At 67.6% G+C, this 26,231-nt stretch carries 25 protein-coding genes; 4 read left to right on the plus strand and 21 right to left on the minus strand.

The window, feature by feature from the left end:
• Window positions 1–46 precede the first annotated feature (46 nt).
• From WBG06_RS08420 to rplJ, 11 genes are all read right to left on the minus strand, one after another.
• Window positions 47–1,315 carry an MlaD family protein gene (locus tag WBG06_RS08420; RefSeq protein WP_336736142.1) on the minus strand — a complete coding sequence of 423 codons (1,269 nt, stop codon included), beginning with the start codon at window positions 1,313–1,315 and terminating at the stop codon, window positions 47–49.
• Window positions 1,312–2,784 (minus strand): MCE family protein, encoded by a 1,473-nt coding sequence (locus WBG06_RS08425; RefSeq protein WP_336736143.1) that lies wholly within the window; start codon window positions 2,782–2,784, stop codon window positions 1,312–1,314. Before WBG06_RS08425 ends, WBG06_RS08420 begins: the two co-directional genes overlap by 4 nt.
• Complete coding sequence (locus tag WBG06_RS08430) at window positions 2,784–3,947, minus strand: MCE family protein (RefSeq protein WP_336736144.1); 1,164 nt, start codon at window positions 3,945–3,947, stop codon at window positions 2,784–2,786. Before WBG06_RS08430 ends, WBG06_RS08425 begins: the two co-directional genes overlap by 1 nt.
• The gene (locus tag WBG06_RS08435; protein WP_336736145.1) at window positions 3,944–4,918 is read right to left on the minus strand and encodes an MCE family protein; all 975 of its coding nucleotides are present in this window, start codon (window positions 4,916–4,918) and stop codon (window positions 3,944–3,946) included. Before WBG06_RS08435 ends, WBG06_RS08430 begins: the two co-directional genes overlap by 4 nt.
• Entirely contained in the window at window positions 4,915–5,967 is a 1,053-nt protein-coding gene (locus WBG06_RS08440) for an MlaD family protein (RefSeq protein WP_336736146.1), read from the minus strand. Before WBG06_RS08440 ends, WBG06_RS08435 begins: the two co-directional genes overlap by 4 nt.
• A complete protein-coding gene (locus WBG06_RS08445; protein ID WP_336736147.1) occupies window positions 5,964–7,325 on the minus strand; it encodes an MCE family protein in 1,362 nt (453 codons plus the stop codon). The genes WBG06_RS08440 and WBG06_RS08445 overlap by 4 nt, the downstream gene beginning before the upstream one ends.
• On the minus strand, window positions 7,322–8,149 hold the full coding sequence (locus tag WBG06_RS08450) for an MlaE family ABC transporter permease (protein ID WP_336736148.1): 828 nt from the start codon (window positions 8,147–8,149) through the stop codon (window positions 7,322–7,324). The genes WBG06_RS08445 and WBG06_RS08450 overlap by 4 nt, the downstream gene beginning before the upstream one ends.
• Window positions 8,150–8,162: 13 nt before the next feature.
• Window positions 8,163–8,948: an MlaE family ABC transporter permease gene (locus WBG06_RS08455; RefSeq protein ID WP_336736149.1), complete on the minus strand. Its 786-nt coding sequence runs from the start codon at window positions 8,946–8,948 to the stop codon at window positions 8,163–8,165.
• Window positions 8,948–9,931: an ABC transporter ATP-binding protein gene (locus WBG06_RS08460; RefSeq protein WP_336736150.1), complete on the minus strand. Its 984-nt coding sequence runs from the start codon at window positions 9,929–9,931 to the stop codon at window positions 8,948–8,950. Before WBG06_RS08460 ends, WBG06_RS08455 begins: the two co-directional genes overlap by 1 nt.
• A 393-nt stretch (window positions 9,932–10,324) precedes the next feature.
• Window positions 10,325–10,714: a 50S ribosomal protein L7/L12 gene (gene rplL / locus WBG06_RS08465; RefSeq protein ID WP_045547017.1), complete on the minus strand. Its 390-nt coding sequence runs from the start codon at window positions 10,712–10,714 to the stop codon at window positions 10,325–10,327.
• 93 nt (window positions 10,715–10,807) lie between these two features.
• Window positions 10,808–11,389, minus strand: a complete 582-nt coding sequence (gene rplJ, locus WBG06_RS08470; protein ID WP_336736151.1) for a 50S ribosomal protein L10 — start codon at window positions 11,387–11,389, stop codon at window positions 10,808–10,810.
• Window positions 11,390–11,635: 246 nt separating this feature from the next.
• Here rplJ and WBG06_RS08475 point away from each other — a divergent pair, with 246 nt between their 5' ends.
• Complete coding sequence (locus WBG06_RS08475) at window positions 11,636–12,625, plus strand: aldo/keto reductase (RefSeq protein WP_336736152.1); 990 nt, start codon at window positions 11,636–11,638, stop codon at window positions 12,623–12,625.
• A gap of 148 nt (window positions 12,626–12,773) precedes the next feature.
• Entirely contained in the window at window positions 12,774–13,970 is a 1,197-nt protein-coding gene (locus WBG06_RS08480) for an MFS transporter (RefSeq protein WP_336736153.1), read from the plus strand.
• A 6-nt stretch (window positions 13,971–13,976) separates the two neighbouring features.
• Here the strand turns inward: WBG06_RS08480 and WBG06_RS08485 are convergent, their stop codons facing one another.
• Window positions 13,977–14,687, minus strand: a complete 711-nt coding sequence (locus tag WBG06_RS08485; RefSeq protein WP_336736154.1) for a maleylpyruvate isomerase family mycothiol-dependent enzyme — start codon at window positions 14,685–14,687, stop codon at window positions 13,977–13,979.
• 224 nt (window positions 14,688–14,911) lie between these two features.
• Window positions 14,912–15,451: a CGNR zinc finger domain-containing protein gene (locus WBG06_RS08490; RefSeq protein ID WP_336736155.1), complete on the minus strand. Its 540-nt coding sequence runs from the start codon at window positions 15,449–15,451 to the stop codon at window positions 14,912–14,914.
• 64 nt (window positions 15,452–15,515) lie between these two features.
• Between WBG06_RS08490 and WBG06_RS08495 the strand changes: the two genes are divergently transcribed.
• Window positions 15,516–16,706, plus strand: a complete 1,191-nt coding sequence (locus tag WBG06_RS08495) for an MFS transporter (RefSeq protein WP_336736156.1) — start codon at window positions 15,516–15,518, stop codon at window positions 16,704–16,706.
• A gap of 4 nt (window positions 16,707–16,710) precedes the next feature.
• On the opposite strand, the gene WBG06_RS08500 is transcribed toward WBG06_RS08495, so the two are convergent.
• From WBG06_RS08500 to rplK, 6 genes are all read right to left on the minus strand, one after another.
• Entirely contained in the window at window positions 16,711–17,478 is a 768-nt protein-coding gene (locus tag WBG06_RS08500; RefSeq protein ID WP_336736157.1) for an amino acid ABC transporter ATP-binding protein, read from the minus strand.
• Window positions 17,478–18,290: an amino acid ABC transporter permease gene (locus WBG06_RS08505; RefSeq protein WP_336736158.1), complete on the minus strand. Its 813-nt coding sequence runs from the start codon at window positions 18,288–18,290 to the stop codon at window positions 17,478–17,480. Before WBG06_RS08505 ends, WBG06_RS08500 begins: the two co-directional genes overlap by 1 nt.
• On the minus strand, window positions 18,287–19,078 hold the full coding sequence (locus tag WBG06_RS08510; protein WP_336736159.1) for a transporter substrate-binding domain-containing protein: 792 nt from the start codon (window positions 19,076–19,078) through the stop codon (window positions 18,287–18,289). Before WBG06_RS08510 ends, WBG06_RS08505 begins: the two co-directional genes overlap by 4 nt.
• 79 nt (window positions 19,079–19,157) lie before the next feature.
• Window positions 19,158–20,714 carry a carboxylesterase/lipase family protein gene (locus tag WBG06_RS08515; protein ID WP_336736160.1) on the minus strand — a complete coding sequence of 519 codons (1,557 nt, stop codon included), beginning with the start codon at window positions 20,712–20,714 and terminating at the stop codon, window positions 19,158–19,160.
• 154 nt (window positions 20,715–20,868) lie between these two features.
• A complete protein-coding gene (rplA, locus tag WBG06_RS08520; RefSeq protein WP_336736161.1) occupies window positions 20,869–21,585 on the minus strand; it encodes a 50S ribosomal protein L1 in 717 nt (238 codons plus the stop codon).
• Window positions 21,586–21,647: 62 nt separating this feature from the next.
• Complete coding sequence (gene rplK, locus WBG06_RS08525; RefSeq protein WP_008362894.1) at window positions 21,648–22,076, minus strand: 50S ribosomal protein L11; 429 nt, start codon at window positions 22,074–22,076, stop codon at window positions 21,648–21,650.
• A 240-nt stretch (window positions 22,077–22,316) separates the two neighbouring features.
• Here rplK and WBG06_RS08530 point away from each other — a divergent pair, with 240 nt between their 5' ends.
• A complete protein-coding gene (locus tag WBG06_RS08530; RefSeq protein ID WP_336736162.1) occupies window positions 22,317–23,501 on the plus strand; it encodes a lytic transglycosylase domain-containing protein in 1,185 nt (394 codons plus the stop codon).
• Window positions 23,502–23,563: 62 nt separating this feature from the next.
• Here WBG06_RS08530 and WBG06_RS08535 read toward each other — a convergent pair whose 3' ends face one another.
• Window positions 23,564–24,892, minus strand: coding sequence for a LamG domain-containing protein (locus tag WBG06_RS08535; RefSeq protein WP_336736163.1), 1,329 nt, complete (start codon window positions 24,890–24,892; stop codon window positions 23,564–23,566).
• A 478-nt stretch (window positions 24,893–25,370) separates the two neighbouring features.
• Entirely contained in the window at window positions 25,371–26,177 is an 807-nt protein-coding gene (gene nusG / locus WBG06_RS08540; RefSeq protein ID WP_336736164.1) for a transcription termination/antitermination protein NusG, read from the minus strand.
• Window positions 26,178–26,231 lie beyond the last annotated feature (54 nt).

Here is a 26,231-nt window from a genome sequence, read left to right on the forward strand (position 1 = left end):
CAGCACTCCGAGACCCCGACCCGGTGGCTGCGTGGTGGTCGGTCGGCTACTCGGTCTCCATCGGCTGGAGGTAGAGCCACTTCCAGGCGTCGTCACCGTAGGAGGACGGGGCCGCGGTCGACACCGAGGAGTCCTCGGCCTCGTCCCAGGTGAGTTTGCCCGTCTCGGGGTCGAAGCTCGCGATCGCGCCGGTCCCACCGGCAGCGGCGCGCGGCAACTGGCTGGAACCACGGGCGTTCGACTTGCTCGGGTCCTCGGTGCAGGAGACCTCCGTGTTGAACGGACGGCTCTGCAGATCCAGCGGGCTGCGCTTCTTGGTGCTCTCGTAGCCCTGCTTGCACGGCGTCTGGCTGGTCAGCGCCAGGCCGAAGTGAGCCTGGGCCAGACCGGGGTGACCGACGTCGACGACGGCGAAGCTGCCTTCGACCACGACAGGGAAGATCGAGAGCAGGTGCTTGACGCCCGGCAGGTTCTTGCGGACGACCTTGCCGGTCACCAGCACCTCGTTGAGGAGCTCACCGATCTCCACCTCGTTCTGCTCCAGGAACTGCCTCAGCTCGACGGAGCTGGCCGATCCGCTCTGGATCAGCCTGATCAGGTCCTTGTTGGAGCCGGCCAGCGTGCCGGTGAACAGCTCCAGGTCGGTCGCGAACGACTTGATGGCCGAGCTGCTGTCGAGCTGTCCCTGAAGGACGGTGTTGCTGTCCCGGATCAGCTGCGTCGTGAGCCCGAAGTTCTGGTCAGCCGTCTCCACGAAGGCGGTGCCGGTGTCGATGATGGTCTGCAGGTCCTGACCGGTGCCGGCGAAGCTCTTGCCGAGCTCGTCCACGGTGGTCGTGAGCGCCTTCTGATCGACCGAGTTCACGGTCGTGGCGACGTCCTCCAGGAGCTTCTCGGTCGGCAGCGGCGTGGTCGTGGCGGCGCGGGCGATCTCCGACCCGTCCTCCAGGTAGGGGCCACCCTTCGACTGCGGCTGCAGCTCGACGTACTGCTCACCGACGGCGGAGCGGTTGCCGACCACGGCGAGGCTGTCCGCCGGGATCTTGTCCTTCCAGTCGTTGTCGATCTTCAGCGTCACGTCGACACCGCTGCGGTTGAGCACCAGCTCACCGACCTGGCCGATCTTGACGCCGCGGTAGTCGACCTCGGCATCCTCGTAGATGCCTCCGGACTGGGCGAAGTGGGCCATCACGACGTAGTGGTCCTTGACGAACAGCGACCCCAGGCGGGCGTAGCGCGCTCCGACGAAGCTGACCCCGACAAGGGTGATCAGCAGGAAGACCATCAGCTGCATCTTCGTCCGGCGGGTGATCATGAGACGCCCTCCTGGTGAGTGTTGCTCGAGGTGCTCAGCGCCGGGATCATCAGCGAGGTCAGACCTGGGTCGAGCTCCTTGCTCAGCTCGTCGTACGTCACGGCATGCGTCCCGGGGGTCGCGCCTGCGCGACAGAACAGGATCAGGACGCACCCGGAACCGTCGTCGGTGGTGCTGCCACCGCCGCCCGGCGTGGTCGACCCGAGCCCGAGAACACCCTCGAGGGTCTTCCCGATCGAGCGCAGCAGGCCGGTCACGCACTCCTGGGGCGCGTTCGACTGCCCGGTCAGCGCTTCCTGGCAGGTGTCGATGGCACTGGCCAGCCCGCCCGTCTTGCAGACGTTCGTGAGGTCGTTGAGCCAGTCGAGGGCGGTCTTCTCGTCGGGGAACGTCTTGATCTTGCGGTTGATCTCGTCGAGACCCCAGCAGACGGTGCTGCCCACGCGCGGCGCGTTCTGGAGCAGCGTGTCGAGGTTGAGGTCGAGGGTGACGTCGAGGTTGACGAAGTCACCCTGATGCAGGTTGCGAGCGGTCTGGGGCGAACCGCCGACGGCCGCGTCGACGAACGGGTAGGTGAGGATCGTGTTCATCGCCCGGACGAACTTGTCGCCGGAGTCGGCCAGGTTCGACAGCACCGGCTCGAGGTCCTTGATGATGCCGATGGTGTTGTCCTTGGACGCCCTGATGACGCGTACGCCGGTGTCTCCGAGCCGCTCGAGCGCCTTGAGCATCTTGACCAGGTCGGCACGCTGCTGGTCGATGCTCGCGATCGCCGAGGGCAGCTCGTCGAGGGCAGCGTCGATCGAGCCCATCTGGGCGTTCGTGGCCTTCGCCAGCGCGTCGAGCGCCTCGATGGCCGCGACGATCTTCTCCTTGTTGTTGTCGAGATCGCGGGCCAGCTGCTCGATCTGGTCAAGGACGGAGCGAGCCGCGTCCTCACGCCCGGCGAGCGCCTTGTTGAGCTCCGTCGAGATGGTCTTCAGCTGGGCTACGCCGCCACCGTTGAGCAGCAGGCTGAGCGCACTGAAGACCTCTTCGATCTCCGGGTTGCGCCCGGTCTGCGACAGCGGGATGGTCCCACCGTCGGCGAGCTTGGTCGTCTCGGGCTCGGCAGGGCGCTCCAGCGAGACGAACTTCTCGCCGAGCAACGAGGTCTGCTGGATCGACGCCCGCACGTTGGTGGGCAGGTCGACGTCCTTCTTCAGCAGCATCTCGACGGTCGCGACGCCGTCGTCGAGCCAGACCTTGTCGATCTTGCCGACGTCGATGTCCTCGAGCTTGACGGTCGACTGCGGCACCAGGTCGAGGACGTCCTGGAACTGGGCGGTGACCGAGATCGCGTCGTCGCCTGCGTCCACGCCACCCGGGAGCGGGAGGTCGTAGACGGAGAAGGTGCCACAACCGGTCAGCACCAAGGCGCCGACGATCACACCGACGAGCGTCTGGAAGGCGCGCTTCATCGTGGTCATCATTTCACCTCCACCAGGCCGCCGAGCGACATGTCGTAGGGGACGCCGTAGGACGAACCCGTGCCCAGGCCGATCGCCGCGGAGCGGTTCAGCCCCGGCAGCTGCCGGATCTGGGAGCAGGTCTCGGCGCTGCTGCCGTTGGTCGCCTGGTCCACGAGGCTGCACAGGAACGCCGCCGGATTCTCGATGATCTCGTCGAGGATCATCGTGATGTTGGCGTTGGTGTCGAGCGTGCCGGTCTCCGGGTTGTAGGCCAGGCCGAGGTTGTTGAGGGCCAGCGGGGCGGTCCGGAGGCTCTCGTCGAGCGCCTTGCGCTGCCGCACGAGCACCTTGGCGATCCGGTTGAGGCCCTGGATGTCCTCACGCAGGATCGACTTGTTGTCCCTGACGAACTGGGTCACCTTGGTCAGCGCCACCGAGAGGTTCTTCATCGACGCGGCGAGCTCTTCGCGCTCGCCCTCCAGCATCGAGGAGACCTCCGCGAGGGCCTGGGCGAAGTCGCGTACGGTCTTGTCGTTCTCGGCGAGCGTGCCGATGAAGCCCTCGAGCTGTTCGGCCGAGTCGAAGAACTGCTCGTCGCGGTTGTCGAGCGTCTTGGTCAGCTTGCCGAGATCGCCGATGGTCGAGTTGATCTTCTCGCCCTGGCCGCCGAGGTTCTTCGCGGTCTGCTGCAGCAGGTCGGTGAGGGCGCCGTTCTTGTTGGCGCCGTCGGGGCCGAGCGCGACCACCAGGTCGTCGACGCTGGAGTAGATCTGGTCGAGCTCGACGGGGACCGAGGTCTTGTCCGTGCTCAGCACTGCGCCGTCGGCGAGCTTCTTCCCGCCGTCGTAGGCAGGCGTGGCCTGGACGTAGCGATCACCGACGATCGAGGGCGAGATGACGACCGCCTTCGCATCGGCAGGCAGGTTGACGTCGCTCTCGTATTCCATGGTGACCTTGACGTCGGTGCCGTTCGGCTCCACGTCGGTCACCTTGCCGACGGCGACACCGAGCACACGCAGGTCGCTGCCCTCGTAGAGCGAGACCGTGCGCGGGAAGTGCGCCACCAGCGTCTTCTCGCCGGTGTCGCGCACCAGCGCCCACGCTCCGACGCCGAGGACGAGGGCACCGATGATGATCGGGACGATGAACTTGTTCATGTTCACTGGCTTGCGCTCGCTCATGGGGTCCTCCCGGTGAGAGCCGGGACGGGAGGCATGTTCTGGATGTAGGTGTCCCACCAGGGACCGTTGCCCAGGGTGTTGTTGAAGACCTTGTAGAACGGCGCCATCAGCTCCAGCGACTTCTCCAGGTTCTCCTCGTTCTTCGTGAACACGTCGAGGATCACGTCGAGGCTCTCCAGCGCGGGCTTGAGGTCGGCGCGACTGTCATCGACCAGCTGCGAGAGCTCCTTCGAGAGTTGCTGGGTGGAGATGAGCAGGTTGTGGACGGCCTCGCGCCGCTGCACCAGCGCCGCGAAGAGCTGGTTGGCGTCGTTCATCAGCGTGATCAGGTCGCCGTCGCGCTCGTCGAGCACCTTGGTCACCCGGTCGAGCTGGGTGAGGAGCGACTCGATGCGCTCGTCCTTGGCGGCCAGGTTGCGGGAGAGGTCCGAGACGCCGGTGAGCGCGGCCTGGAACTCCTCCGGCGTCGACCGGGTCAGGTCGGCGAGCGTGGTGAGCGCCGCGGCGAGCTGGTCCTTGTCGATGTTGGCCGAGGTGTCGGCCAGGCCCTCGAAGGCCTCGACCACGTCGTAGGGCGAGTCGGTGCGGTCCACCGGGATGGTGGCGCCCGCCTTCATCTGGCCCTCTCCCGCCGGCTGCAGGTCGAGGAACATGTCGCCGAGCAGCGTCTTCACGCGTACGCCGGCTGCGGAGCTCGGGCCGAACTTGACCTTCTCCCGGATCTTGAAGCCGACCTTGACCTGGTTGCCGTCGAGCTCGATCGAGTCGACCTTGCCGACCCGGACACCGGCCACGCGGACCTCGTCGCCGGTCTTCAGGCCGCCGGCCTCGGAGAAGTTGGCGTAGTAGGTGGTGCCACCACCGATGAGCGGCAGGCTGTCGGCCTTGAACGCCATCGCCATCAGCAGGGCGAGGACGGCGATCGAGACGGCGCCGATCTTGACCGGGTTACGTTCGCGGAAGGGAATCATCCGAGGTTGCACCTCGCTTGACCGGGCTTGTAGACGTCGATGAACTGGTCGTTGCCCTGAGCGTCCCGGATCGTGCCCCGCAGGCCGCAGAGGTAGAAGTTGAACCAGCCGCCGTAGCTCGCCGTCGCACCGATCTTGTCCAGCTTGATCGGCTGGAGCTGCAGGGCGTTGTCGAGCTGCTTCTTGTCCTTGGCGACCTCGTCGGAGAACCTCCGGGCCTCGCGCAGGTCCTCCAGGAGCGGGTCCTTCGCCTCGTGCACCAGGTCGGCCGTCTCCACGGAGAGCGCCGAGATCTGGTCGAGCGATCCGAGGATCGCCTCGCGGTCGTTGTTGAGGCCGCCGACGAAGTCGCGGAACGTCACGATCAGCCGGGAGAGCTCCTTCTCGCGGTCACCGACGTGCTCGAGCACCTCGGTGAGGTTGTCGATCAGGGCGTTGATGATCTGGTCCTTCTCGGCCAGCGTCGAGGTCAGCGACGCCGTGTGGGAGAGCAGGCTCTCCAGCGTGCCGCCCTCGCCCTGGAAGACCTGGACGATCTCGTAGGACAGCGTGTTGACGTCGTTGGGCGACAGCGCCTGGAAGAGCGGCTTGAACCCGTTGAACAGCACCGTCAGGTCGAGCGCCGGGTGGGTCTGCCCGACCGGGATGGTCTGCCCCTCCTGCATCGCCGACGCGTCGCCGACCAGCTGGTTGGTCAGCGCGAGGTAGCGCTGGCCGATCAGGTTGCGGTATTTGATCGTCGCCTCGGTCGTGGTCGCGATCTGCTGGGCGCTGTCGACCGAGAAGGTCACCACCGCGCTGTGCGCGTCGTCGGAGATCTCGATCTCCTTGACGGAGCCGACCTTGACCCCGGCGATGCGTACGTCGTCGCCCTTGTTCACCCCGGTGACGTCGGTGAAGACGGCCTTGTATTCATCGGTCTGACCGAAGGTGACGTTGCCGATCGTGATCGCGAGCAGGGCGGTGGCCAGCGTCGTGACGACCACGAACACGACCAGCTTCCAGAAGTCCTGGAAGGTCTTGGCGTCGAAGAGCTTGACGGCGCTCATTCGTAGCTCACCTCCGCTCCACGTGCGGCCGGACCGAGCATCAGTGCACCGAGGTCAGGGACCTCGTCGGCGCTCATGCCCATGCCCGGAGCGAACAGCTCGTTGATGACATCGGCCTCGGCCGACGTGCCGGCGTAGGACAGGGCCGAGTATTCGTTCATCCCGGTGGCGGAGCGCATGACGCCCTTTCCGGTGGGCTCGTCGACGCCGTCGTCCTTGTTGGGGAACGGGGCGAACGGCTTCTTCTGGTTCCACGACGCGTTCGGGAGCTCGCCGCACTGGGGGCCGCTGTCCTCGCCGTAACGCGGCTTGTCCTTGGTCGAGTAGGGCCGCGACTGGTGCGGCAGCGTCTCCAGCGTGATGTGGACGGTGTAGTTGCGGAACACCTCGGTGAACTCATCGGTCAGGATGTCCATGCCTCCGATCAGGCACGGGAACATCGGGGCGTAGCGGGCCAGCGCCTGGGTGACCGGCCGACCGACCTCACCCAGCTGGATGAGCGTGTCGCCGTTGTCGTCGAGGAACCCGTCGGCGGTGTTGGAGAACGCGGTCACGTCGGTCAGCATCTTGTTGAGCTGCGCCTCGCGGTCCTCGAGCGTCGTCGCGGTGACGATCGTGTTGCGGAGGATCTGGCCGATCTCGGGCAGCACCGCCCGGTAGGTGCCCGACACCTCGGTGGCGAGCTCGAGATCCTCGATCAGTGCCGGGATCTCGGGGTTCAGCCGCTTCAGGTAGGAGTCGAGGGTGTCGAGCGACTCCCCGAGCTTGTCGCCACGGCCCTCGAGCGCGGTGGCGAGCGCGTTCAGCGTGTTGTTGAGATCGGCGGGCTGGATCGTACGCAGCAGCGGGTAGAGGTCACGCAGCACGGCCTGGACCTCGGTGGCCATCTTCGTCTTCTCGATGACGGCGCCCGGCTGGATCGGCTCGGTGAACTCGGTGTCGGGCGGGACCAGCGCGACGTACTTCTGCCCGAAGAGGGTCTTGGGCAGGATCGCTCCGGTCACGTCGGGGTGGACCTTGCTGATCTCCTCGGGGAACAGCCCCAGGGTCAGCTCGGCGCCGTCGTCGGTCGGCTTCATATCGAGGACCTCCCCGACGATCAGGCCACGGACCTTGACGTCGGCGCGGTCGGGAAGCTGGAGACCGATGCGGTCGGCCTTGAGGGTGATCTCCTCGAAGTCGCCGAACTTGTTGGTGAACTGCGCCCAGGTCAGGGTGAGAGCGGCGAGGACCAGGGCGATGAAGACGATGCCGAGGATCTTGCCCTTCTGCCGAGCCCAGGCGAAGGCCACGGCGCTCCTCTTGTGAGGCGCGGGAACGTGGTGCTCGATGCTGTCACGGTCGAGTGTCTGAGTCATCCGGCCAACCTCACCGTCGTCGTGCTGCCCCAGATCGCCATCGAGAGCATCAGGTCGAGCACGGACACGGCCACGATGCTCGTACGCACCGCCTTGCCGACCGCGACGCCGACGCCGGCGGGACCACCGGAGGCGTTGTAGCCGTGGTAGCAGTGGATCAGGATCACCACGACCGCGAAGATCAGCACCTTGCCGAAGGACCACAGCACGTCGACCGGTGGCAGGAAGGTGTTGAAGTAGTGGTCGTAGGTGCCGGCGCTCTGGCCGTAGAAGAGGATCACCGTGAACCGGGTGGCGACGTAGGAGGAGAGCAGACCGACCACGTAGAGCGGCACGATCGCGATCAGCCCACCGATCATCCGGGTGGTGACCAGGAAGGGCAGCGACGGGATCGCCATCACCTCGAGCGCGTCGACCTCCTCCGAGATCCGCATCGCCCCGAGCTGAGCGGTGAATCCGCAGCCCACCGTCGCCGCGAGCGCGATGCCGGCGACCAGCGGCGCGATCTCACGGGTGTTGAAGTAGGCCGACACGAAGCCGGAGAACGCGCTCGTGCCGAGCTGGTCGAGGGCGGTGTAGCCCGAGAGGCCGACCTGGGCTCCGGTGAAGAAGGTCATCGCCAGGATCACGCCGACGGTGCCGCCGATGACGGCCAGCGCGCCGGAGCCGAGGGTGACCTCGGCCAGGATCCGGAGGATCTCCTTCTTGTAGCGCCGCAGCGTACGTGGGAACCACGACACCGCACGCAGGTAGAAGCCGAGCTCGTCACCGAGGTGGTCGAGGCTCTTGGCCGGCTTCTGGTAGATCGCCTTGATGTTCGCCATGGGTCTCGTCCTCCTAACCGGTCTTGCTCGGGATGATCTGCAGGAAGATCGCCGACATCACGAAGTTGACGATGAACAGCAGCAGGAACGTGATGACGACCGACTGGTTCACGGCGTCGCCGACGCCCTTGGGGCCACCACCGGCGTTCATGCCCATGTAGGAGGCCACGATCGCGGCGATCAGACCGAACACGAGCGCCTTCGCGAGGCCCTGCCACAGGTCGGCCATCTGCGCGAGCGCGGTGAAGCTGGCCAGGTAGGCACCCGGGGTGCCGCCCTGGATGATGACGTTGAAGACGTAGCCGCCCATGACGCCGACGATCGAGACCAAGCCGTTGAGGAAGACCGCGATCATCATCGCGGCCAGGACACGCGGGACCACCAGACGCTGGATCGGGTCGATGCCCAGAACCATCATCGCGTCGAGCTCTTCGCGGATCTTGCGAGCACCGAGGTCGGCGGCGATCGCCGAGCCACCAGCACCCGCGACCAGCAGCGCGGTCGCGATCGGGGCAGCCTGCTGGACGACCGCGAGGACCGCGGCCGACCCGACGAACGACTGCGCACCGAACTGGGCCACGAGGCCACCGACCTGCAGCGCGATGACCGCGCCGAAGGGGATGGCGACGAGCGCCGTCGGGATGATCGTCACCGACGCGATGAACCACGCTTGCTGGATGAACTCACGGAACTGGAAGGGGCGCCGGAACACGGCGCGCCCTACGTCCAGTCCGAACGCGAAGAGCGAGCCAGCGGTCCCGATCGGTTTCAGGACCCTGGCGGCGGTCAGGGAAGACATCAGTGAGGAGCCTCAGTTGGTGCTGCTTTCACGCCGCCGGGAGCCATCGCCGCGTCCGGCCGGAACGATCCCGGCGGCGGGGTGACACCGTTCTCCCGGCACCAGGCGCCCGGCGGGCGCTGGTATCTGCGAGGAATGCCGTTGGACGGTTCGAGCTGCATCGGGATCGGCGGCAGCGGCGGCAGGCCCATGTCCTTCTCCGCGGCCAGCTCGTCGGCGTCCTTCTCCTCCGACATACCGATCGGGCCGATCGTCTGGGCGTTGAGGAACTGCCGGACCACCGGCTCCTCGGAGCTGAGCAGCATCTCGCGGGGACCGTACATCGCCAGGTGCTTGTGGTAGAGCAGCCCGATGTTGTCCGGCACCGTACGCGTCGAGTTGATGTCGTGGGTCACGATCAGGAAGGTCGCGTCGATCTGCGCGTTCAGGTCGATGAAGAGCTGGTTGATGAACGCGGTGCGCACCGGGTCCAGACCGGAGTCGGGCTCGTCGATGAGCAGGATCTCCGGGTCGAGGACGAGCGCACGGGCCAGACCGGCACGCTTGCGCATACCGCCGGAGATCTCGCCGGGGAGCTTGTTCTCGGCACCGATCAGACCGACCAGGTCCATCTTCTCCATGACGATGTTGCGAATCTCGGACTCGCTCTTCTTCGTGTGCTCACGAAGCGGGAACGCGACGTTGTCGAAGAGGTCCATCGAGCCGAACATGGCGCCGTCCTGGAACAGGACACCGAACAGCTTGCGGACCTCGTAGAGGTCCTTCTCGGAACAGCTGGCGATGTCGACGCCCTCGATGACCACCGAGCCCGCGTCAGGCTTGATCAGCCCGATCAGGGTCTTGAGGAGCACCGACTTACCCGTGCCGGACGGACCCAGCATCACGCTGATCTCGCCCGCAGGCAGCGTCAACGTGACGTCTTTCCAGATGAGCTGCTTACCAAAGCTCTTGGTCAGCCCTTCGATCTTTACGTCTACACCCATCCGGGCCGGCTCCCTTCCTGTTCGCGGGGGGTTCTCCCTCAAGTCCCCCTACTGCCCGACTAACGGCAGAGTGTGACAGGGGTTACGCACTTTCCGCGACACGCGTCACACTTTTGTAAACCATAGCGGGCGCGAACGATGACGGTGATCACTACCCGAGACACGTATCCCAGCCAACGCGTCGGTGGTCGGATCCCGACCTTCGCGCCAGAAGTGCGGCCACGATAACCAAACAGGACACGGGCGGCTACTCCGGAGTAGCCGCCCGTGGACGGAACGGCCGAGATCTGCGCTGCAGCTTGACCGAACTGTGGCGGAACTGTGTCCGCGATGTAGCAAGCCCGGGCCCGGCGGAAACCGCCGAACCCGGGCTCAAGGGCCGAAGCCCTCAGATCACTTGACGGTGACCGTGGCGCCGGCGGCCTCGAGGGCCTCCTTCGCCTTGTCAGCGGTCTCCTTGTTGGCGCCCTCGAGGACGGCCTTGGGCGCACCCTCGACCAGCTCCTTGGCCTCCTTCAGACCGAGGGAGGTGAGGCCGCGCACCTCCTTGATGACGTTGATCTTCTTGTCGCCAGCGGACTCGAGGATGACGTCGAACTCGTCCTTCTCGGCAGCGGCCTCGCCGGCCGGGGCGCCCGGGGCGCCGGCAGCAGCGGCAACGGCAACCGGAGCGGCAGCGGTGACACCGAAGGTGTCCTCGAAGGCCTTAACGAACTCGGAGAGCTCGATGAGGGTGAGCTCCTTGAAAGCGTCGAGCAGCTCGTCGGTGGAGAGCTTCGCCATGATGGCATTCCTTTCTTGGTGGCCCTGGGCGTGATGGATGTGGATACGCGCCAGGACCGGGTTACAGGTGGTGGTTAGTTACGACCGGGGCCATCAGGCCTCGGCCGGAGCCTCCTCGGCGGCAGCCGGCTCAGCGGCACCACCTGCGAGGATCGAGGGGTCCTCCGCGGCCTTGGCCTCGAGAGCGGCAGCGAGCTGCGCGGTCTTCGAGGGCAGAGCGTTGAAGGCGTACAGAGCCTGCGACAGCGACGCGGTGAACGCGCCCGCAAGCTTGGCGAGCAGGACCTCGCGCGACTCGAGGTCGGCAAGCTTGCCGACCTCAGCAGCGTCGATGGCCTTGCCGTCGAGGTACCCGCCCTTGATGACAAGGTTGGGGTTGGCCTTGGCAAAGTCACGCAGACCCTTGGCCGCCTCGACGACGTCACCCTTGATGAAGGCGATCGCGGTCGGGCCGGTCAGCAGGTCGTCGAAGCCTTCGATGCCGCTCTGGGAGGCAGCGATCTTGGCCAGCGTGTTCTTGACCACGGCGTAGTTAGCGCTCTCACCAAGCGAGCGACGAAGAGTCTTCAGCTCGCCGACGGTGAGACCACGGTACTCGGTCAGCACGACGCCGGACGAGGCGCTGAACTCGTCAGCGATCTCGGCAACGGCAGTCTGCTTGTCAGCCCGCGCCATGGGTCTCCTTCTTCCGGGAATCGATCCCACCGGCGAGGGCCCACGAACGACAAACGCCCCGAGCGCAGGCTCAGGGCGTGACGTACGTTCTCGTCTTGCTCTTACCTACGCTGGCCGTCCGCATCCTACGGAACCTTCGATCGGGTGCATGCACACCTGACAACCGGCGGTCTCTGGTTTCGAGCAACAATTATGCGTACGCCACGGGGTGGGGCCAAATCGACGGACTCCACTAGGTTTGCGGGCATGGAGAGCCACACCTTCGGCAGGATCGGACGCTCGGCGTCGGTCATCGGTCTCGGCACCTGGCAGCTCGGCGCCGACTGGGGCGAGGTCAGCGAGACGGACGCCCTGGCGGTGCTCGAGGCCGCTGTGGGCGACGGGGTGACGTTCCTCGACACCGCCGACGTCTACGGCGACGGTCGGAGCGAGCAGGTGATCGGGAAGTTCCTCCGGTCGCACGACGGCATCTTCGTCGCGACGAAGATGGGGCGCCGGGTGGACCAGGTGCCCGAGAACTACACGCTGAGCGCCTTCCGGTCGTGGCTGGATCGGTCCCGGTCGAACCTCGGGGTCGACACGATCGACCTGGTGCAGCTGCACTGCCCGCCGTCGGAGACGATCGAGTCCTCGGCCACCTACGACGCGCTGGACACCCTGGTCTCCGAGGGCGTGATCGCCGCCTACGGGGTCAGTGTGGAGACCTGCGACCAGGCCCTCGCGGCGATCGCGCGGCCTCACGTGGCCTCCGTCCAGATCATCCTGAACGCGTTCCGGCTCAAGCCGCTCGACCGCGTGCTTCCCGCGGCCACGGAGGCCGGCGTCGGGATCATCGCGCGGGTGCCGCTGGCCTCCGGGCTGCTGTCGGTCCGCTACTCGTCGTCGACGACGTTCGCCGCCGACGACCACCGCACCTACAACCGCCACGGGGAGGCCTTCGACGTCGGCGAGACCTTCTCCGGCGTCGACTTCGCCACCGGCGTCGAGGCCGCCCAGGAGTTCGCCGCGCTGGTCTCCGAGCACGGCCCCGCAGGTGCCACGCCGGCGCAGGTCGCTCTCGCCTGGGTGGCCCAGCAGCCCGGCGTCACCACGGTCATCCCCGGCGCCCGCAACCCGGCCCAGGCCCACGCCAACTCCGCCGCCGGCTCCCTCCCGCCCCTCTCCGAGGCACTGCTCGACGGCGTACGTCGGATCTACGACACTCACTTCCGCGAGGCCGTCCACCCTCGCTGGTGACACCCCCTGCCGAGGCGTCGGCCCCGTCGGCCGAGGCGTCACCGGGTGACGCCTCGGCCGGCGCGCGTGACGTCTCGGCCGACGCGCGCGACGTCTCGATCGGCGTACAAATAGTGAGCCTTGGTAACGAATCCGGCAGAGTAAAGGTGTGACGACGGAGACGACCCAGGAGTTCCGGTTCCGAGACATCGCCGTGGTGGCGTACGCACCGTCGATCGTCAGCTCCATGGGACACGGTGCGGTGATGCCGGTGCTCGCGCTCCGCGCGTCCGACCTGGGTGCGGATGCGTCGATGGCCGCGTTCGTGGTCGCACTGCTCGGGATCGGGTCGCTGGCCACGTCGCTGCCCGCGGGATCGCTGGTGGCGAGAATCGGAGAGCGGCGTACGTTGATGGGCGCCGGTGCGCTCGATGCGGTCGCGATGACCGTCGCGTTCCTCAGCAGCTCGCTCGCCGTGTTCGCCGTCGCCGTCTTTGTGAGCGGGATGAGCTGGACGGCGTTCCTGATCGCACGACAGGGCTTCCTCATCGATGCGACCCCGCCTTCTCACCGGGCGCGGGCGATGGCGCTGCTGGGTGGATCCTTCCGGCTCGGGGTCTTCGTCGGACCGCTGCTCGGCGCCGGGCTCATCCACGCCTTCGGCCTTCCGGTGGTCTTCCTGTTCGCGGCCGCGTCGTCGCTGTGCTCGGCGGTGATCGGCGGCTGGATGCCCGAGCTCGGCCGGACCCGATCACGCGAGCACGGGCATCTGAGCGTACGCAGCGTGCTGTGGGCCTACCGCCGGACCTTCGCGACGCTCGGGGTGGCCGTGGTGATCATCGGCATCTCGCGGTCCGTGCGCACCGGTCTGCTCCCCCTGTGGGCCGACCACATCCATCTCGAAGCATCGGTCGTGTCCCTGCTCTTCGCCGGCGCCGCGCTCGTCGACATCGCCCTCACCTTCCCCGGCGGCTGGCTGCTCGACCACCGCGGCCGACAGTTCGTGGCGATCCCCGTGGTGCTCTCCGTCGGCATCGGCTGCCTGCTGCTGCCGCTCACCCACTCCGCACTCACGCTCGGCGCCGTGATGGCGCTGATCGCGCTCGGCAACGGCCTCGGCTCAGGAATCGTGATGACCCTCGGCGCCGATGCCGCACCGACCGACGGCCGGGCCCAGTTCCTGGGTGGCTGGCGACTGTGCGGCGACATCGGCGGAACCGGCGGACCTCTCCTCGTCTCCGGTCTGGCCGCGGTCTTCTCGATCGCCGCCGCGCCGGTCGCGCTCGGGCTCTTCTCGCTGGCCGGGACTGTCTGGGTCGGTTACTGGACGGGTCGAGCCGATCGGTTGCGGCTCACCGGACGCTGAGCCGGACTACGGAACGATCGCGCGCGTCAGGGCCTCGGCGAGGGCGTCGGCGTCCCCGGTGACGGTGAGGTCGGTGGAGCGGGGCGAGATCCGGCCCCAGAGCAGGAGCGCCAGGTCACGCGCCGACCCGGTGACGTAGGCCTTCTGGACCGCGTTCGGAGCACCGATCGCCCACGTGCCGTCGACGTCGGTGGCGGTGAGCTCGATGCGGGTGACGACCTTCCGGGTGCGCTTCAGCGCGATCTGCCGCGGGTACATCACGGTCAGCACCTCGTCGACGGCGTCGGCCCAGAGCTCCGGGGTCGCCTCGGGCGCCTCGAGCCCGAGCGCCGTCCGGATGTCCCACAGGTGGATCAGCGTCTCGTGCACCTGACGCCGGAACCAGAACGACGCCGGGCCGCGGCCGTCCTCGGTCAGCCCGTTGAGGATCCGGCCGGTCGCGTCGGGCCCGAGGTCCGAGAGCGTCTCGCGCAGCTCGGCGGCCTGCGCCTCGTAGGTCGCGACCAGGTCGAGCGGGACCGGCAGCGGCACCTCGTCCTCGTCGCGCGCCATCGCCGCAGCCCAGTGGTGCACGCCGGCCAGATGGTCGGCCAGGTCTCCGACCGACCAGTCGTCGCAGGACGGCACCGGCAGGTCCGGGTCGGCCTGCTTCAGCGCGGCCGTGAACTCGTCCTGCAGCTCACCAAGGATCACGAAGTAGTCGTCAGACGTCGGCACGTCGCAGACCCTACTGGCCCGGAAGGATGCCCTCAGCGGTATCTCATCACGACCACGGCAAGCCGCTCCCCCAAGCGAGCCAGCTCGGCCGGGTCGGTGATGAACGAGGTCTTGCCGGGCGGCGGGAGGAACCCGACGACGGATCGGTCACGCCGCCACCCTAGAAGGTAGTTGCAGACGTTCCAGCCCATTACTTGCCGGCAGCAGGGCCCGAACGTCTGAAACTACTTCTGCCGGGCCCGGTGCGCGGCGGCCTTCACCCGGCTCTGGCAGCGGGTGGAGCAGAACCGGCGGCCGGCGTTCTTGGAGGTGTCGACGAAGACCCGGTCACAGGGCTCCGCCTGGCAGACGCCGAGCCGACCGGCGAGATCCGAGCCGATCGCCAGGGCGAGCCCGGCCGCGATACCGGCACCCCAGCCGACGACGAGACCCGGATCGCGACCGTGGAAGTGCAGCGCCCAGCCTCCTCCGCGGGCCCGGTCGAGCTGCGGCATCGACCCCATCTCGCGCAGGAGCTCGTTGACTGTGGTGGCCGCGGTGTCGAGGTCGTCTCCGGCCGCTGCCTCGAACACGATCCGCAACGACTCGGCGAGCACCACCATGCCGTCCGCCGACGCCTCGTCGACCTGCGGGTCGTAGTCGGGGCGAGCCAGCAGATCGTGCACCACCTGGGCCCGCTGCCCACGCGGCGGCGGCTCGATCGCCTGGGTGCCCTCGTGACCTGGGGTGAGCGCGTTGACGAGTTTGCAGGCCTGTTCCGTCACCGTATGCACGTGACTGTCGAAATGTATTTGACCAGTCACCATCGACGGATCTAGCGTCTCGCTCATGACCGTCATTCAATCATTGACCAGTCACGAGCGCACGAGGTGGCCGCGGTCACTCGTCGCACTGGTCATCGCCAGAGCGGTCAACCGGACCGGCTCGTTCGCGATGGCCTTCATGGCGGTCGCCCTCGTCGAGGTGCACGGCGCATCCCTCACCACCGCCGGCGCGGTGGTCACCGCGTTCGGGGCCGCGACCATCCCGTCGCGGCTTCTCGGCGGCTGGATGGCCGACACCGTTGGCCGCCGACCGACCATCGTCACGGGCCTCGTCGCCTGCGCCGCAGCGCAGCTGGTCATCGCCGCCTCGCCCGGGATCGCCGGCGCACTTGTCGGCGCGACGCTGCTTGGCCTGGCCTACGAGATCTACGAGCCCGCGTCCCAGGCTCTGATCGCGGAGTCGGTCGACGTCGAGCTCCGGCCGCAGGCCTACGGGCTCTACGGCGCCGCGATGGCCGTCGCCGGCGTGGCCGCCGGAGCACTGGCCGCTCTGGTGGGCGGCGTCGACCTCCGGCTCCTCTTCGTCGCCGACGCGATCACCTGCCTGTGTGCTGCCGGGCTCGTCCTCGCGCTCGTACGTGACACCGGTGCCCGCGTCACCGGCACCCGGCGACACGGGCGGAACCCCTGGCGCGACCGTCGACTCCTGACCATGCTCGCGCTCGGGACCGGGTTCGCCACGGCGTGGATCCTGAGCACGATCGCGCTCCCGCTCACGGTCTCCGCCAGGGGACACGGTGCAGCGGAGACCGGCTGGCTCCTCGTGGTCGCCGCTCTCGTCACGATCGCCGGCCAACGGCTGCTCCGCGGCGCCGCTGCCCGGCCGTTCACCCTCATCCGCACCGGGCTGCTGATCATGGCCACCGGCTTCGCCGTGATCGCGTACGCAGCACCGCTTCCGCTTCTCGCCGTCGGCGTCGCGATCGTGGCACTCGGCGAGGTCCTGCTCCTGGGCCCACCGATCGCGCTCGTGGCCGGGCTGGCGAGCGATGCCTCCCGGGCGGGCTACCTGGCGGCGTACGGGACCTGCTGGGGTATAGCCCAGACGATCGGCCCTCTGCTCGCGACCGGCTTGATGTCGCACGGGGTGCCGATGGTCTGGCTCGCAGGCGGCGGTCTGTGCCTGGCGCTTGCGCTCGTCACCGCACCGGTTGCGGCCGTCTGTTCACCGAGGCGACTCGGGTCGCCTCGGTGAACGATCAGAGCACGCGGGCGAGGAAGGCCTGGGTGCGCTCGTGCTGAGGGTTGCCGAGGACGTCGGCGGGGAGGCCCTCCTCGACGATGACGCCGCCGTCCATGAAGACGACCTTGTCGGCGACCTCGCGGGCGAAGCCCATCTCGTGGGTGACGACCATCATCGTCATGCCCTCGGCGGCCAGGTCCTTCATGACAGCGAGCACGTCGCCGACGAGCTCGGGGTCGAGAGCGGAGGTCGGCTCGTCGAAGAGCATCATGTCGGGGTTCATCGACAGCGCCCGCGCGATGGCGACGCGCTGCTGCTGCCCTCCGGACAGGTGCGCCGGGTAGGCATCGGCCTTGTCGGAGAGCCCGACCTTCTCCAGGTTGGCCCGGGCGATCTCCAGCGACTCGGCCTTGCCGCGCTTGAGCACCTTCTCCTGCGCGACCGTCAGGTTGCGCAGCACGGTCATGTGCGGGAAGAGGTTGAACTGCTGGAAGACCATCCCGATCCGAGCGCGCAGCGCATCCACGTCGGCGTCCGGGTCGGTGATCTCGTCGCCGTCGACCAGGATCGTGCCGCTGGTCGGCTCCTCGAGCAGGTTCACACAGCGCAGCAGCGTCGACTTCCCGGACCCCGAGGGCCCGATCACACAGACGACCTCGCCGCGTGCGATGTGGAAGTCGATGCCCTTGAGCACCTCGTTGTCGCCGAAGTATTTGTGCAGGTTCTGTACGTCGATCACCGCCTCGCCGCGTTCGGCAGCCGGTGTCGTCTCGGTCTGGGTCATCAGCGGGCCTTCCCGGACTTGGCTTCCATGCGGCGTACGACGATCGAGAGCGGCACCGTGATCAGCAGGTAGCACAGCGCGATCGTGACCATCGGGGTCAGGTTGGCGTTGGCGTTCATGTTCTCGCGACCGAAGGCGGTGAGCTCGTACTCGTCCAGCGACAGACCCAGGATGTAGACCAGCGAGGAGTCCTTCGTGAGCAGGATCAGCTCGTTGGTCAGAGGCGGCAGGATGATCCGGAACGCCTGCGGGATCACGATGGTGACCATCGCGCGGGTGTGCGTCATCCCCAGGGTGCGGGCCGCTTCGTACTGTCCCTTCGGCACCGCCTGGATGCCGGCCCGGATCGTCTCGGCCATGTAGGCGCCGCCGACCAGACCGAGCGCCAGGGTGACGATGGTGAGGTTGGAAGGGCTGACCCCAAACGCCAGCGAGAGCCCGAGCCCGAGCACCAGGAAGACAACCAGCGCCGGCAGCCCGCGGAAGAGCTCGATGATGCCGGTCGAGATCCACCGGTACGGACCGACGCTGGAGAGCCGCATCAACGCGAGCACGAGGCCCAGCGCCAGCCCGAAGGCGAACCCGCAGGCGGTGTAGAAGATCGTGTTCTTCAACGCGATCAGGATGACATCGGGGAACAGCTGAGACGCGATGTCCAGGTCGAGGAACGCACGCCTGATCTCACCCCAGTCGGCGATCAGGGCAAGGACGACGACCACCAGCACCAAGATGGCGTACTGGATGTAGCGGACGAGCGCCGCGCGCTTGCGCGGCGACATCCGCTTCGCGGGGACTGCTGTCGCGCTACTCACTGCGCGGCAGCCTCCCCGAACCACTTCTTGTAGACCTCGTCATAGGCGGCCTTGTCGTTGATGGCCTTGTTGAGCACCTCGAGCAGCTTGTCGTTGCTGCCCTTCTTGACCGTGAAGCCGTAGGCCTCACCGGTCTGGAACTCGCTGGTGATCTCCGTGTCGGTGTTGTCCTTGACGAAGTCGTAGAGCAGCCCGTTGTCGTTGACGCCGGCGTCGGCCTTGCCGGACTTGACCGCCTGCATCATCAGCGCGGAGTCCTCGAGCGTGATGATCTTGGCATCCTTGGGCGCGTTCTCCTTGACGTAGTCGGCACCCGTGGTCGCCTCCTGGACGGCGATGGTCTTGCCGGCGAGGTCGTCGAGCGAGGCGTAGCCGGCGCCCTTCTTGACCATCAGCGCCTGGGTCGCCTCGAAGTAGGGCTCGGTGAAGTCCATGACCTTCTCGCGCTCTTCGTTGATCGTCATCGCGCCCGCGGCGACGTCACACTTGCCGGAGTTGAGCGCCTCACCGGAGACGATGGTCTCCCAGCCGATGTTGACGACCTCGGTCTCGAGCTTCTCGGCGTCGGCCGCGATCTTGAGCACGTCGATGTCGAAGCCGACGACCTCGCCGCCCTCGTTGAACTCGAACGGCTTGTAGGGCAGGTGCGTGCAGATGGTCAGGGTGTCGGCCTTGACGAGCTTCGCACCCGACGGGGAGGTGCCACCCTCGTCGCCACCACCGCAGGCGGCGAGCGCCAGGCCGAGGGCGGGAACGGTCAGGGCAGCAGCGAGCTTCCGCAGATTCATGCGGGGCACTCTACGTGTCTTTGGTCACCGATGGCCCGCTACCCCGTGCGGTGGCGGGCCATCGTGGTGAGATCGTGTATCAACTGAGACCGGCGGCCCAGAACTTACAGTTGCTGGAAGCGGCCGTGTCCACGAGGCGGATGCCCCCGTCGCGGGGAGCCAGCTGGAGCACGTCCCCCGAGTCCCGGAAGACCGGCCAGCGAGCCGCGCCGGGATCGACCGGACGACCGTGATGAGCGAACGAGGTCCAGTAGCCGACCATCGTGTCGGACAGCTCCTGCTGCGCGTCGTCGAGGTCGCCGAGGAGCCCCGGGAACAGGAAGGTCAGCTCGGTGGCGTGCTCCGCACCCTCCTCATAGCCCGGCATGTCGATCAGCGGCGGCGCGCCCCGATCGGCGAACTGGTAGGCGAAGACCTTCACCCCGGCATCGGTGAGCAACTCGAACGCGTCCTGATGGGCACAGGTGGACAGTGCACCGGCGGAGTCGGTCCGGATCGCCGCCAGTGCGTGCCGCGGCTCGTCGTAGGCGGCGGCCGGGTAGAGCGCGAGAACGGCATCGGCGGCGGGGCCGTAGGTGCTGCGTACGATCTCCTCGTACTTCTCTACGGTGATCGGCCGCGGATACTCGAGACCGACGTAGAGACGCATCTCGTCCAGGGTCGAGCCGTGCATCACCGGCACGCGGTTGAACTTCCCCGACGCGATCGCCGCGGGATAGGTACGCGGCAGCACGCGCGGGTCGCCGACGACCGGTCCCGCGTTGAGGCCGGCGGCACCGAACGCCTCGATCAGGTCCTTGACCGGAGTGGCCCGCAGGCATTTCGCCACGTCAGCCGCATCACCACAGCCGACGGCGGTCGCGAGCCACTGCCCCTCGGCCTCGGCCCCCGCGTCGGTCCGGGCCGGTGCAGCGCAGGACCCGCTCTGCGGGATCGCCTTGTGGAACAGCCCGGCCGCCGCCGGCGAGGCGATCTGGGCGCAGGTGTCGATCGAGCCGGCGGACTCGCCGAAGACCGTCACGTTGCCCCGGTTGCCGCCGAACGCACCGACGTTGCGCTGCACCCACCGCAGCGCGGCCTGTTGATCGAGCAGGCCGTAGTTGCCGGACTCGTACGCCCCGTCCAGCTGCTCGTGCGCGAGCCAGCCGATCGCACCGAGACGGTAATTGACCGTCACGACCACGACGTCACCCTCGACCGCCAGCTTGCTCGCGTCGTAGTTCGAGCTCGACCCGGTGGTGTTCCCACCGCCGTGGAACCACACCATGACCGGCAGCTTCCGCTTCACCGGCCGCTCCGGCGCGAAGACGTTGAGGTAGAGGCAGTCCTCGACGTACGTGGTTCCTCCGCCGTACGCCGGTGCGAGCTGGGCGCACTGGCTGCCCGGCTCGGTGGCCTCCCGCACCCCGGCCCATCGCTCGGCCGGCGCCGGGGCCTGCCAGCGCCGCTCGCCGACCGGTGGCGCGGCGTACGGAATGCCGTGGAACGTGCGATAACCGTCATGGGCGACGCCTCGGACCACGCCCTTGTCGGTCACGACGACCGTGTCGGACGGGGTCGCCGAGGCGGCGGTGAGGCCGGTCAGGGTGAGTGCCGCTGAGGCGAGGACGGGGACGAGAACGCGAAGTCTGAACACCGATACTGCTCCTTTGGTCGACCTCCCGACACTAGGGGCCCGCGACCCTCATCGGTCATGGCCGGAGGAACAGAAAGAAGACGTACGCAGCGCACAAATGCACCGAGCGCCGCTGCCCGGTCGGGGCAGCGGCGCTCGGTGCTTGGTCGAAGGCTCAGGCCTCGTCCTCACCCGCAACGTTCTTGATGCGGTTGGGGTCGACCTGGACACCGGGGCCCATGGTCGTGGAGACGGTGACCTTCTTCAGGTAGCGGCCCTTGGAGGAGGACGGCTTCAGACGAAGCACCTCCTCGAGAGCAGCGGCGTAGTTCTCAGCGAGCTGAGCCTCGGAGAACGAGGCCTTGCCGATGATGAAGTGAAGGTTGGCGTGGCGGTCGACCCGGAAGTCGATCTTGCCGCCCTTGATGTCGGTCACGGCCTTGGCCGGGTCCGGGGTGACGGTGCCGGTCTTCGGGTTCGGCATGAGGCCACGGGGGCCGAGCACGCGGCCGAGACGACCGACCTTGCCCATCATGTCCGGGGTCGCGACGACGGCGTCGAAGTCGAGCCAGCCGCCGGAGACCCTCTCGATGAGCTCGTCGCCACCGACGACGTCCGCGCCGGCCTCGCGAGCGGCCTCGGCCTTGTCCGGAGCAGCGGCGAAGACGATGACGCGCATCGTCTTACCGGTGCCGTGGGGCAGGCTGACGGTGCCGCGCACCATCTGGTCGGCCTTGCGGGGGTCGACGCCGAGACGCATGACGACGTCAACGGTCTCGTCGAACTTCTTCTTGCTGGAAGACTTGGCGATCTTGATCGCGGCCAGCGGGGCGTACAGCTCGTTCTTGTCGAACGTCTCCGACGCCGCGCGGTAGGTCTTGCTGCGCTGCATGGTGATTCCTTCGGTAGTTAAGAGGAGATGTGGTTAGCGAGCCAGCGCGGCTCTCCCACGTATCAGTCGGTGGTGACGCCCATGGAGCGGGCGGTGCCCTCGACGATCTTCATCGCGGCGTCGATGTCCTCCGCGTTGAGGTCGGGCATCTTCGTGGTCGCGATCTCGCGCACCTGGTCCTTGGTCAGCTTGCCGACCTTGTCCTTGTGCGGGACCGACGAGCCCTTCTTCAGACCGGCGGCCTTCTTGATCAGCTCAGCGGCCGGCGGGGTCTTCGTGATGAAGGTGAACGAGCGGTCCTCGTAGATGGTGATCTCGACGGGGACGACGTTGCCGCGCATGGACTCGGTCTGGGCGTTGTACGCCTTGCAGAACTCCATGATGTTGACGCCGTGCGGACCGAGCGCGGTACCGACCGGCGGGGCCGGGGTCGCGGAGCCGGCCTGCAGCTGCACCTTGACGAGCGCTGCGATCTTCTTCTTCGGAGGCATGTCTTGTCTCTTCCTTACTCGTGGTCATGACGAAGCCATGTGTATGTTTCGGCCTCTGCCACCTGCGGTGTTGCTCTCGCAACTGGTCAATTGTCCGTGATCGAGGCCGGTTCCGCGAAATCTTCGCAGCCGTCGGTTCACTGATCGGGACCCTCTTCATGACGAGCGCCACACTGCCCTGACATACTCCCCCCGGGATTTACAAAGGGAGCTGTGTTGTTCAATCGACGTCGTCTGTCCATGTTCGCCGCACTCGTGCCCCTGGCCGCCCTCTCGGCCGCCTGGACGGTCACCGTCACCGGGGCCGGGTTCAGTCCCACCGGACCGGTGAAGCTGCCCGGCGGCGAGCCCATGGCGACCTCGGCGATCGACCAGCCCGCGAGCGTGACCGAGCCCGCTCCCGCACAGGGAGCTCGCAAGGGCGCCCGGACCGGGACGATCGCCGTCGCGATGGCGCAGGGAAGCGGGATCCCGATGCCGGCGCTGGCCGCCTATCAGCGCGCCGCTGCCGTCGTCACCACCGCCGACCGGGCCTGCGCCCTCGACTGGACGCTGCTCGCGGCCGTCGGGATGGTCGAGTCCGATCACGGACGCCTGAAGAGCAGCCGGCTCGACGACTCCGGCAAGGCGACCCCGGCCATCTACGGTCCCGTGCTGAAGACTCCCGCCGGCGATCCGGCTCCCGACACCGACGCCGGCGCCGTCGACAAGATCACCAGCGGCGACCGGGCCGTCGGGCCGATGCAGTTCGTACCCTCCACTTGGCCGCTGGTCGCGGTCGACGGAGACGGAGACGGCATCCGCGACCCGCAGGACATCGACGACGCCTCTCTCGCCGCCGCGGTCTACCTCTGCTCGGGAGACGAGGACGTGTCCACCGATCGCGGGAAGCACGCCGCGCTCAGTCGCTACAACCAGAGTCAGGCGTACGTCACCACCGTGCTGAAGATCGCCAAGGGCTACGCCGACAGCCCGTACGGCGGTGACGACATCGAGCTCGCCGCCGCCGCACCCGCGCATGCCGACCCCAAGCCGGGCAAGCGCGACCCGAAGGCGTCGAAGAAGGCGGACGGGAAGAAGCCGGGGAAGACCCGGCCGAGCGACGCCAAGCCGAACCCGAAGCCCTCGGGCGGCGCCGAGCCCGGCACGCGTCCTTCCTCGAGCCCTTCGGCCACCCCGACCCCGAGCCCCACCCCCACCGACGACGGCAGCTGGGCCTCACGCTCGGAGCGTCGCGCCATCTGCACAGCCGAGCTGTCCTCCCGCTTCCCCGACCTCGCCGAGGGCTGGGACACCAACCGTGCCGTCGACTCCTGCAGCACACGGCTGATCGGCAAGACCGTCACCGAGTCCCGCGCGGCCGTCCCTGGAGTCGTCACCGACATCACCGGGTACGTCGAGTGGCTGATCGACACCCTCCCGTAGTCCCCCGCTCACCGGCCTACGAGTGGCTTCCCCACTCGTAGGCCGGCTCCAGGCTCTGGGCATCAGTAGGTGGAGTCGCCTCCGCAGATCCTCCTGACGTCCGACTCCGTCTTCGCCGACGCATAGAGGCGTACCTCGTCGATGGCGCCGTTCCAACGGTGCGACTCTCGACCGTCGACCAGTGCGGATCCGATCCGGACAGGGCCTTCGGCAGGCCATCCGGTCGACTCGAACGCGGCCGATGTCGCGATCGGCACGCCACTGTCGGCCGGGAAGTCGCTGGGCGGGGTTCCGATGGCACACGTATAGAGGGTCATCTGCTGCGCGGATGCGTCCCAGACGCCGGCGAGGTGGACCCACTCACCCGGCGCGATCGGCCGGTCGGAGGCCACCAACGAGCGGTCGCTGCTGTCAGCTGTGCGCATCGTGAACCCGAAGCAGGTCGTCAGACCCTCCGGGCAGTCCCCCGAGGCGAGCTGACCCAGCTGCGCACCTCCGTAGAGCCGACCATCTTGGGAGACCGCCACGCGCTCCGTAGCCGACACGTCATCGGCACGCACGAGGGCACTCATCGTGAACGACTCGGCCGTGTTGACCGCCCGGCCCTCGGTCGTCGCCCCACCGTCAGCACCGTCGAAGCGCAATGCCAGGTCATCTGGGAAGGCATCCGGGACGAACGACTTGAACGCGCCGTCGACCCTGTCGACGTCCGCCGGGACAGTCAGAGGGTGCGCACCACCCGGCGCCCCGTCCGGCTCAGGGCTGGTGCCCGCGTTCATGGTCCAGTGGGCACCGAACGACGCCGCGAACGGGACCGCGAACTGGTAGGTGCTCGTGTCGGAGACATTCCCGGCGCGGTCGATCGCCTCGACGCTGAGGCGCTGCGCCCCCGCGCTCGTCGGAGCGAGGTTCACGGTCGTGGTCATACCGAGAGCCGGCGCGTCCACGGTCGTCGGTGTCATGCCGTTGAGCGAGTAGCGGAACGAGGCGGTGTCGCTCGAGCTGGTGAAGCTGAACGCACCAGCGGTCCCGACGCCGCCGGAGACCTGATCCTCGGGGTAGGTCTCAGAGACGACCGTCGGGGCATCTGGCCGAACGGTGTCCACGGTGAACTCGCACAGCGGCGACCACGGTCCCTGACGGTTGCTCGTGTCGCGGCCACGGGCTCGCCAGACGTAGGTCGTGCCGTGGACGAGCGTTCCTGAGGACACCGTTGCAGCCTGATGGTCGCCCGACGGGGCAGGGCTGCCGTAGCCCGTGCTCCAGATCGCCGTCTCCCCGGACAGGATCTCGAACTTTGCCGACACATCCTGTCCGTCGGGGTCCTCGAACCTCGCGGCCAGCACCGGAGTCGTGTCGCTCAGGTAGGACCCAGCCGAGCACGTCGTCACCGGAGATGTCGTCAACTCCGTCGGCGCTGATGGCGCACTGTTGACGCCTGCCCAGGTCGGGCCGGTACTGGCCACCAGGCCGCACATTGCGACTCCGAGAACAACGACAGCGCGACTGTGCATCAACCACTCCACCTATCCGAAGGAAACCTGGAGCCGCCGAGGCTTGCTCGGGGCCGAGAGTGCAGGCCCGGTCCCGAGCCGGTCGTGCAACGAGGACCCTAGAGGCGTACGCACGAGGTGATCACCGAAACGAGAACCTGTTATCTCGGCGTGACCCGCAGGAGCGTTGGTTCGGGAACAGCAGAGCGCCCTGCACGTTGGTGTGCAGGGCGCTTCGTACTGATTGCTCGAAGGTTGGTCTCGACCCGCTTACACCACTTCGCAGGCTCAGTGGTGACGCTCGCTCGACCCTTCGACAAGCTCAGGACATCGCCTTCTCGCGTTATGACCTGCGACTCCGTCGCAGGTCATAGGCTCAAACCTTCTCGATCTGGTTGAACGAGAGCTCGACCGGGGTCTCGCGGCCGAAGATCTCGACGAGCGCCTTGACGCGCTGGGACTCGGCGTTGAGCTCGGTGATGGTCGCGTGGAGGGTGGCGAAGGGGCCGTCGACGACGGTGACCGAGTCGCCCTCGGCGAAGTCGACGACCTCGACGGGCTTCTTGGCGGTGCCGGTGGCACCGGCGGTGGTGGTCGCAGCCTCACCGGCGGCGGCAGCCTCGGCCTCGGCCTGGGCGACGACAGCGGGGGCGAGCATGTTCTCGACCTCGGTCATCGACAGCGGGACCGGCTGGTGGCTGTGGCCGACGAAACCGGTGACCGACGGGGTGTGGCGCACGGCGGCCCAGGACTCGTCGGTGAGGTCCATCCGGACCAGGACGTAACCCGGGAGAACGGTGCGCTTGACCATCTTGCGCTGGCCGTTCTTGATCTCCGGGACCTCCTCGGTGGGGACCACGATCTCGTGGATGTAGTCCTCCATGTTGAGGGAGACGATGCGGTTCTCCAGGTTGGACTTCACCCGGTTCTCCATGCCGGAGTAGGTGTGGATCACGAACCAGTCGCCCGGCTTCGCCCACAGCTCACGGCGGAACGCCTCGAGCGGGTCGTCGTCAGCAGCCTCAGGGGCCTCGCCCTCGACGATCTCGTCGAAGGACTCCGACTCCTCGACGGCGTCACCGGACTCGCCGGCCTCGTCGAGCTCGGCCTCTGCAGGCACGTCGGAGGCGGCCTCGGCCGTCTCGAGGACCTCGGTCTCCTCGGTGTAGTCCTGCTCAGACACGTCCTGCTCCAAACCGTTGATTGTGTGTATCGGGTGTGCTCCGCGGGCCGGGGC

This window comes from Nocardioides sp. CCNWLW239, assembly GCF_037137035.1.
GTDB lineage: Bacteria > Actinomycetota > Actinomycetes > Propionibacteriales > Nocardioidaceae > Nocardioides.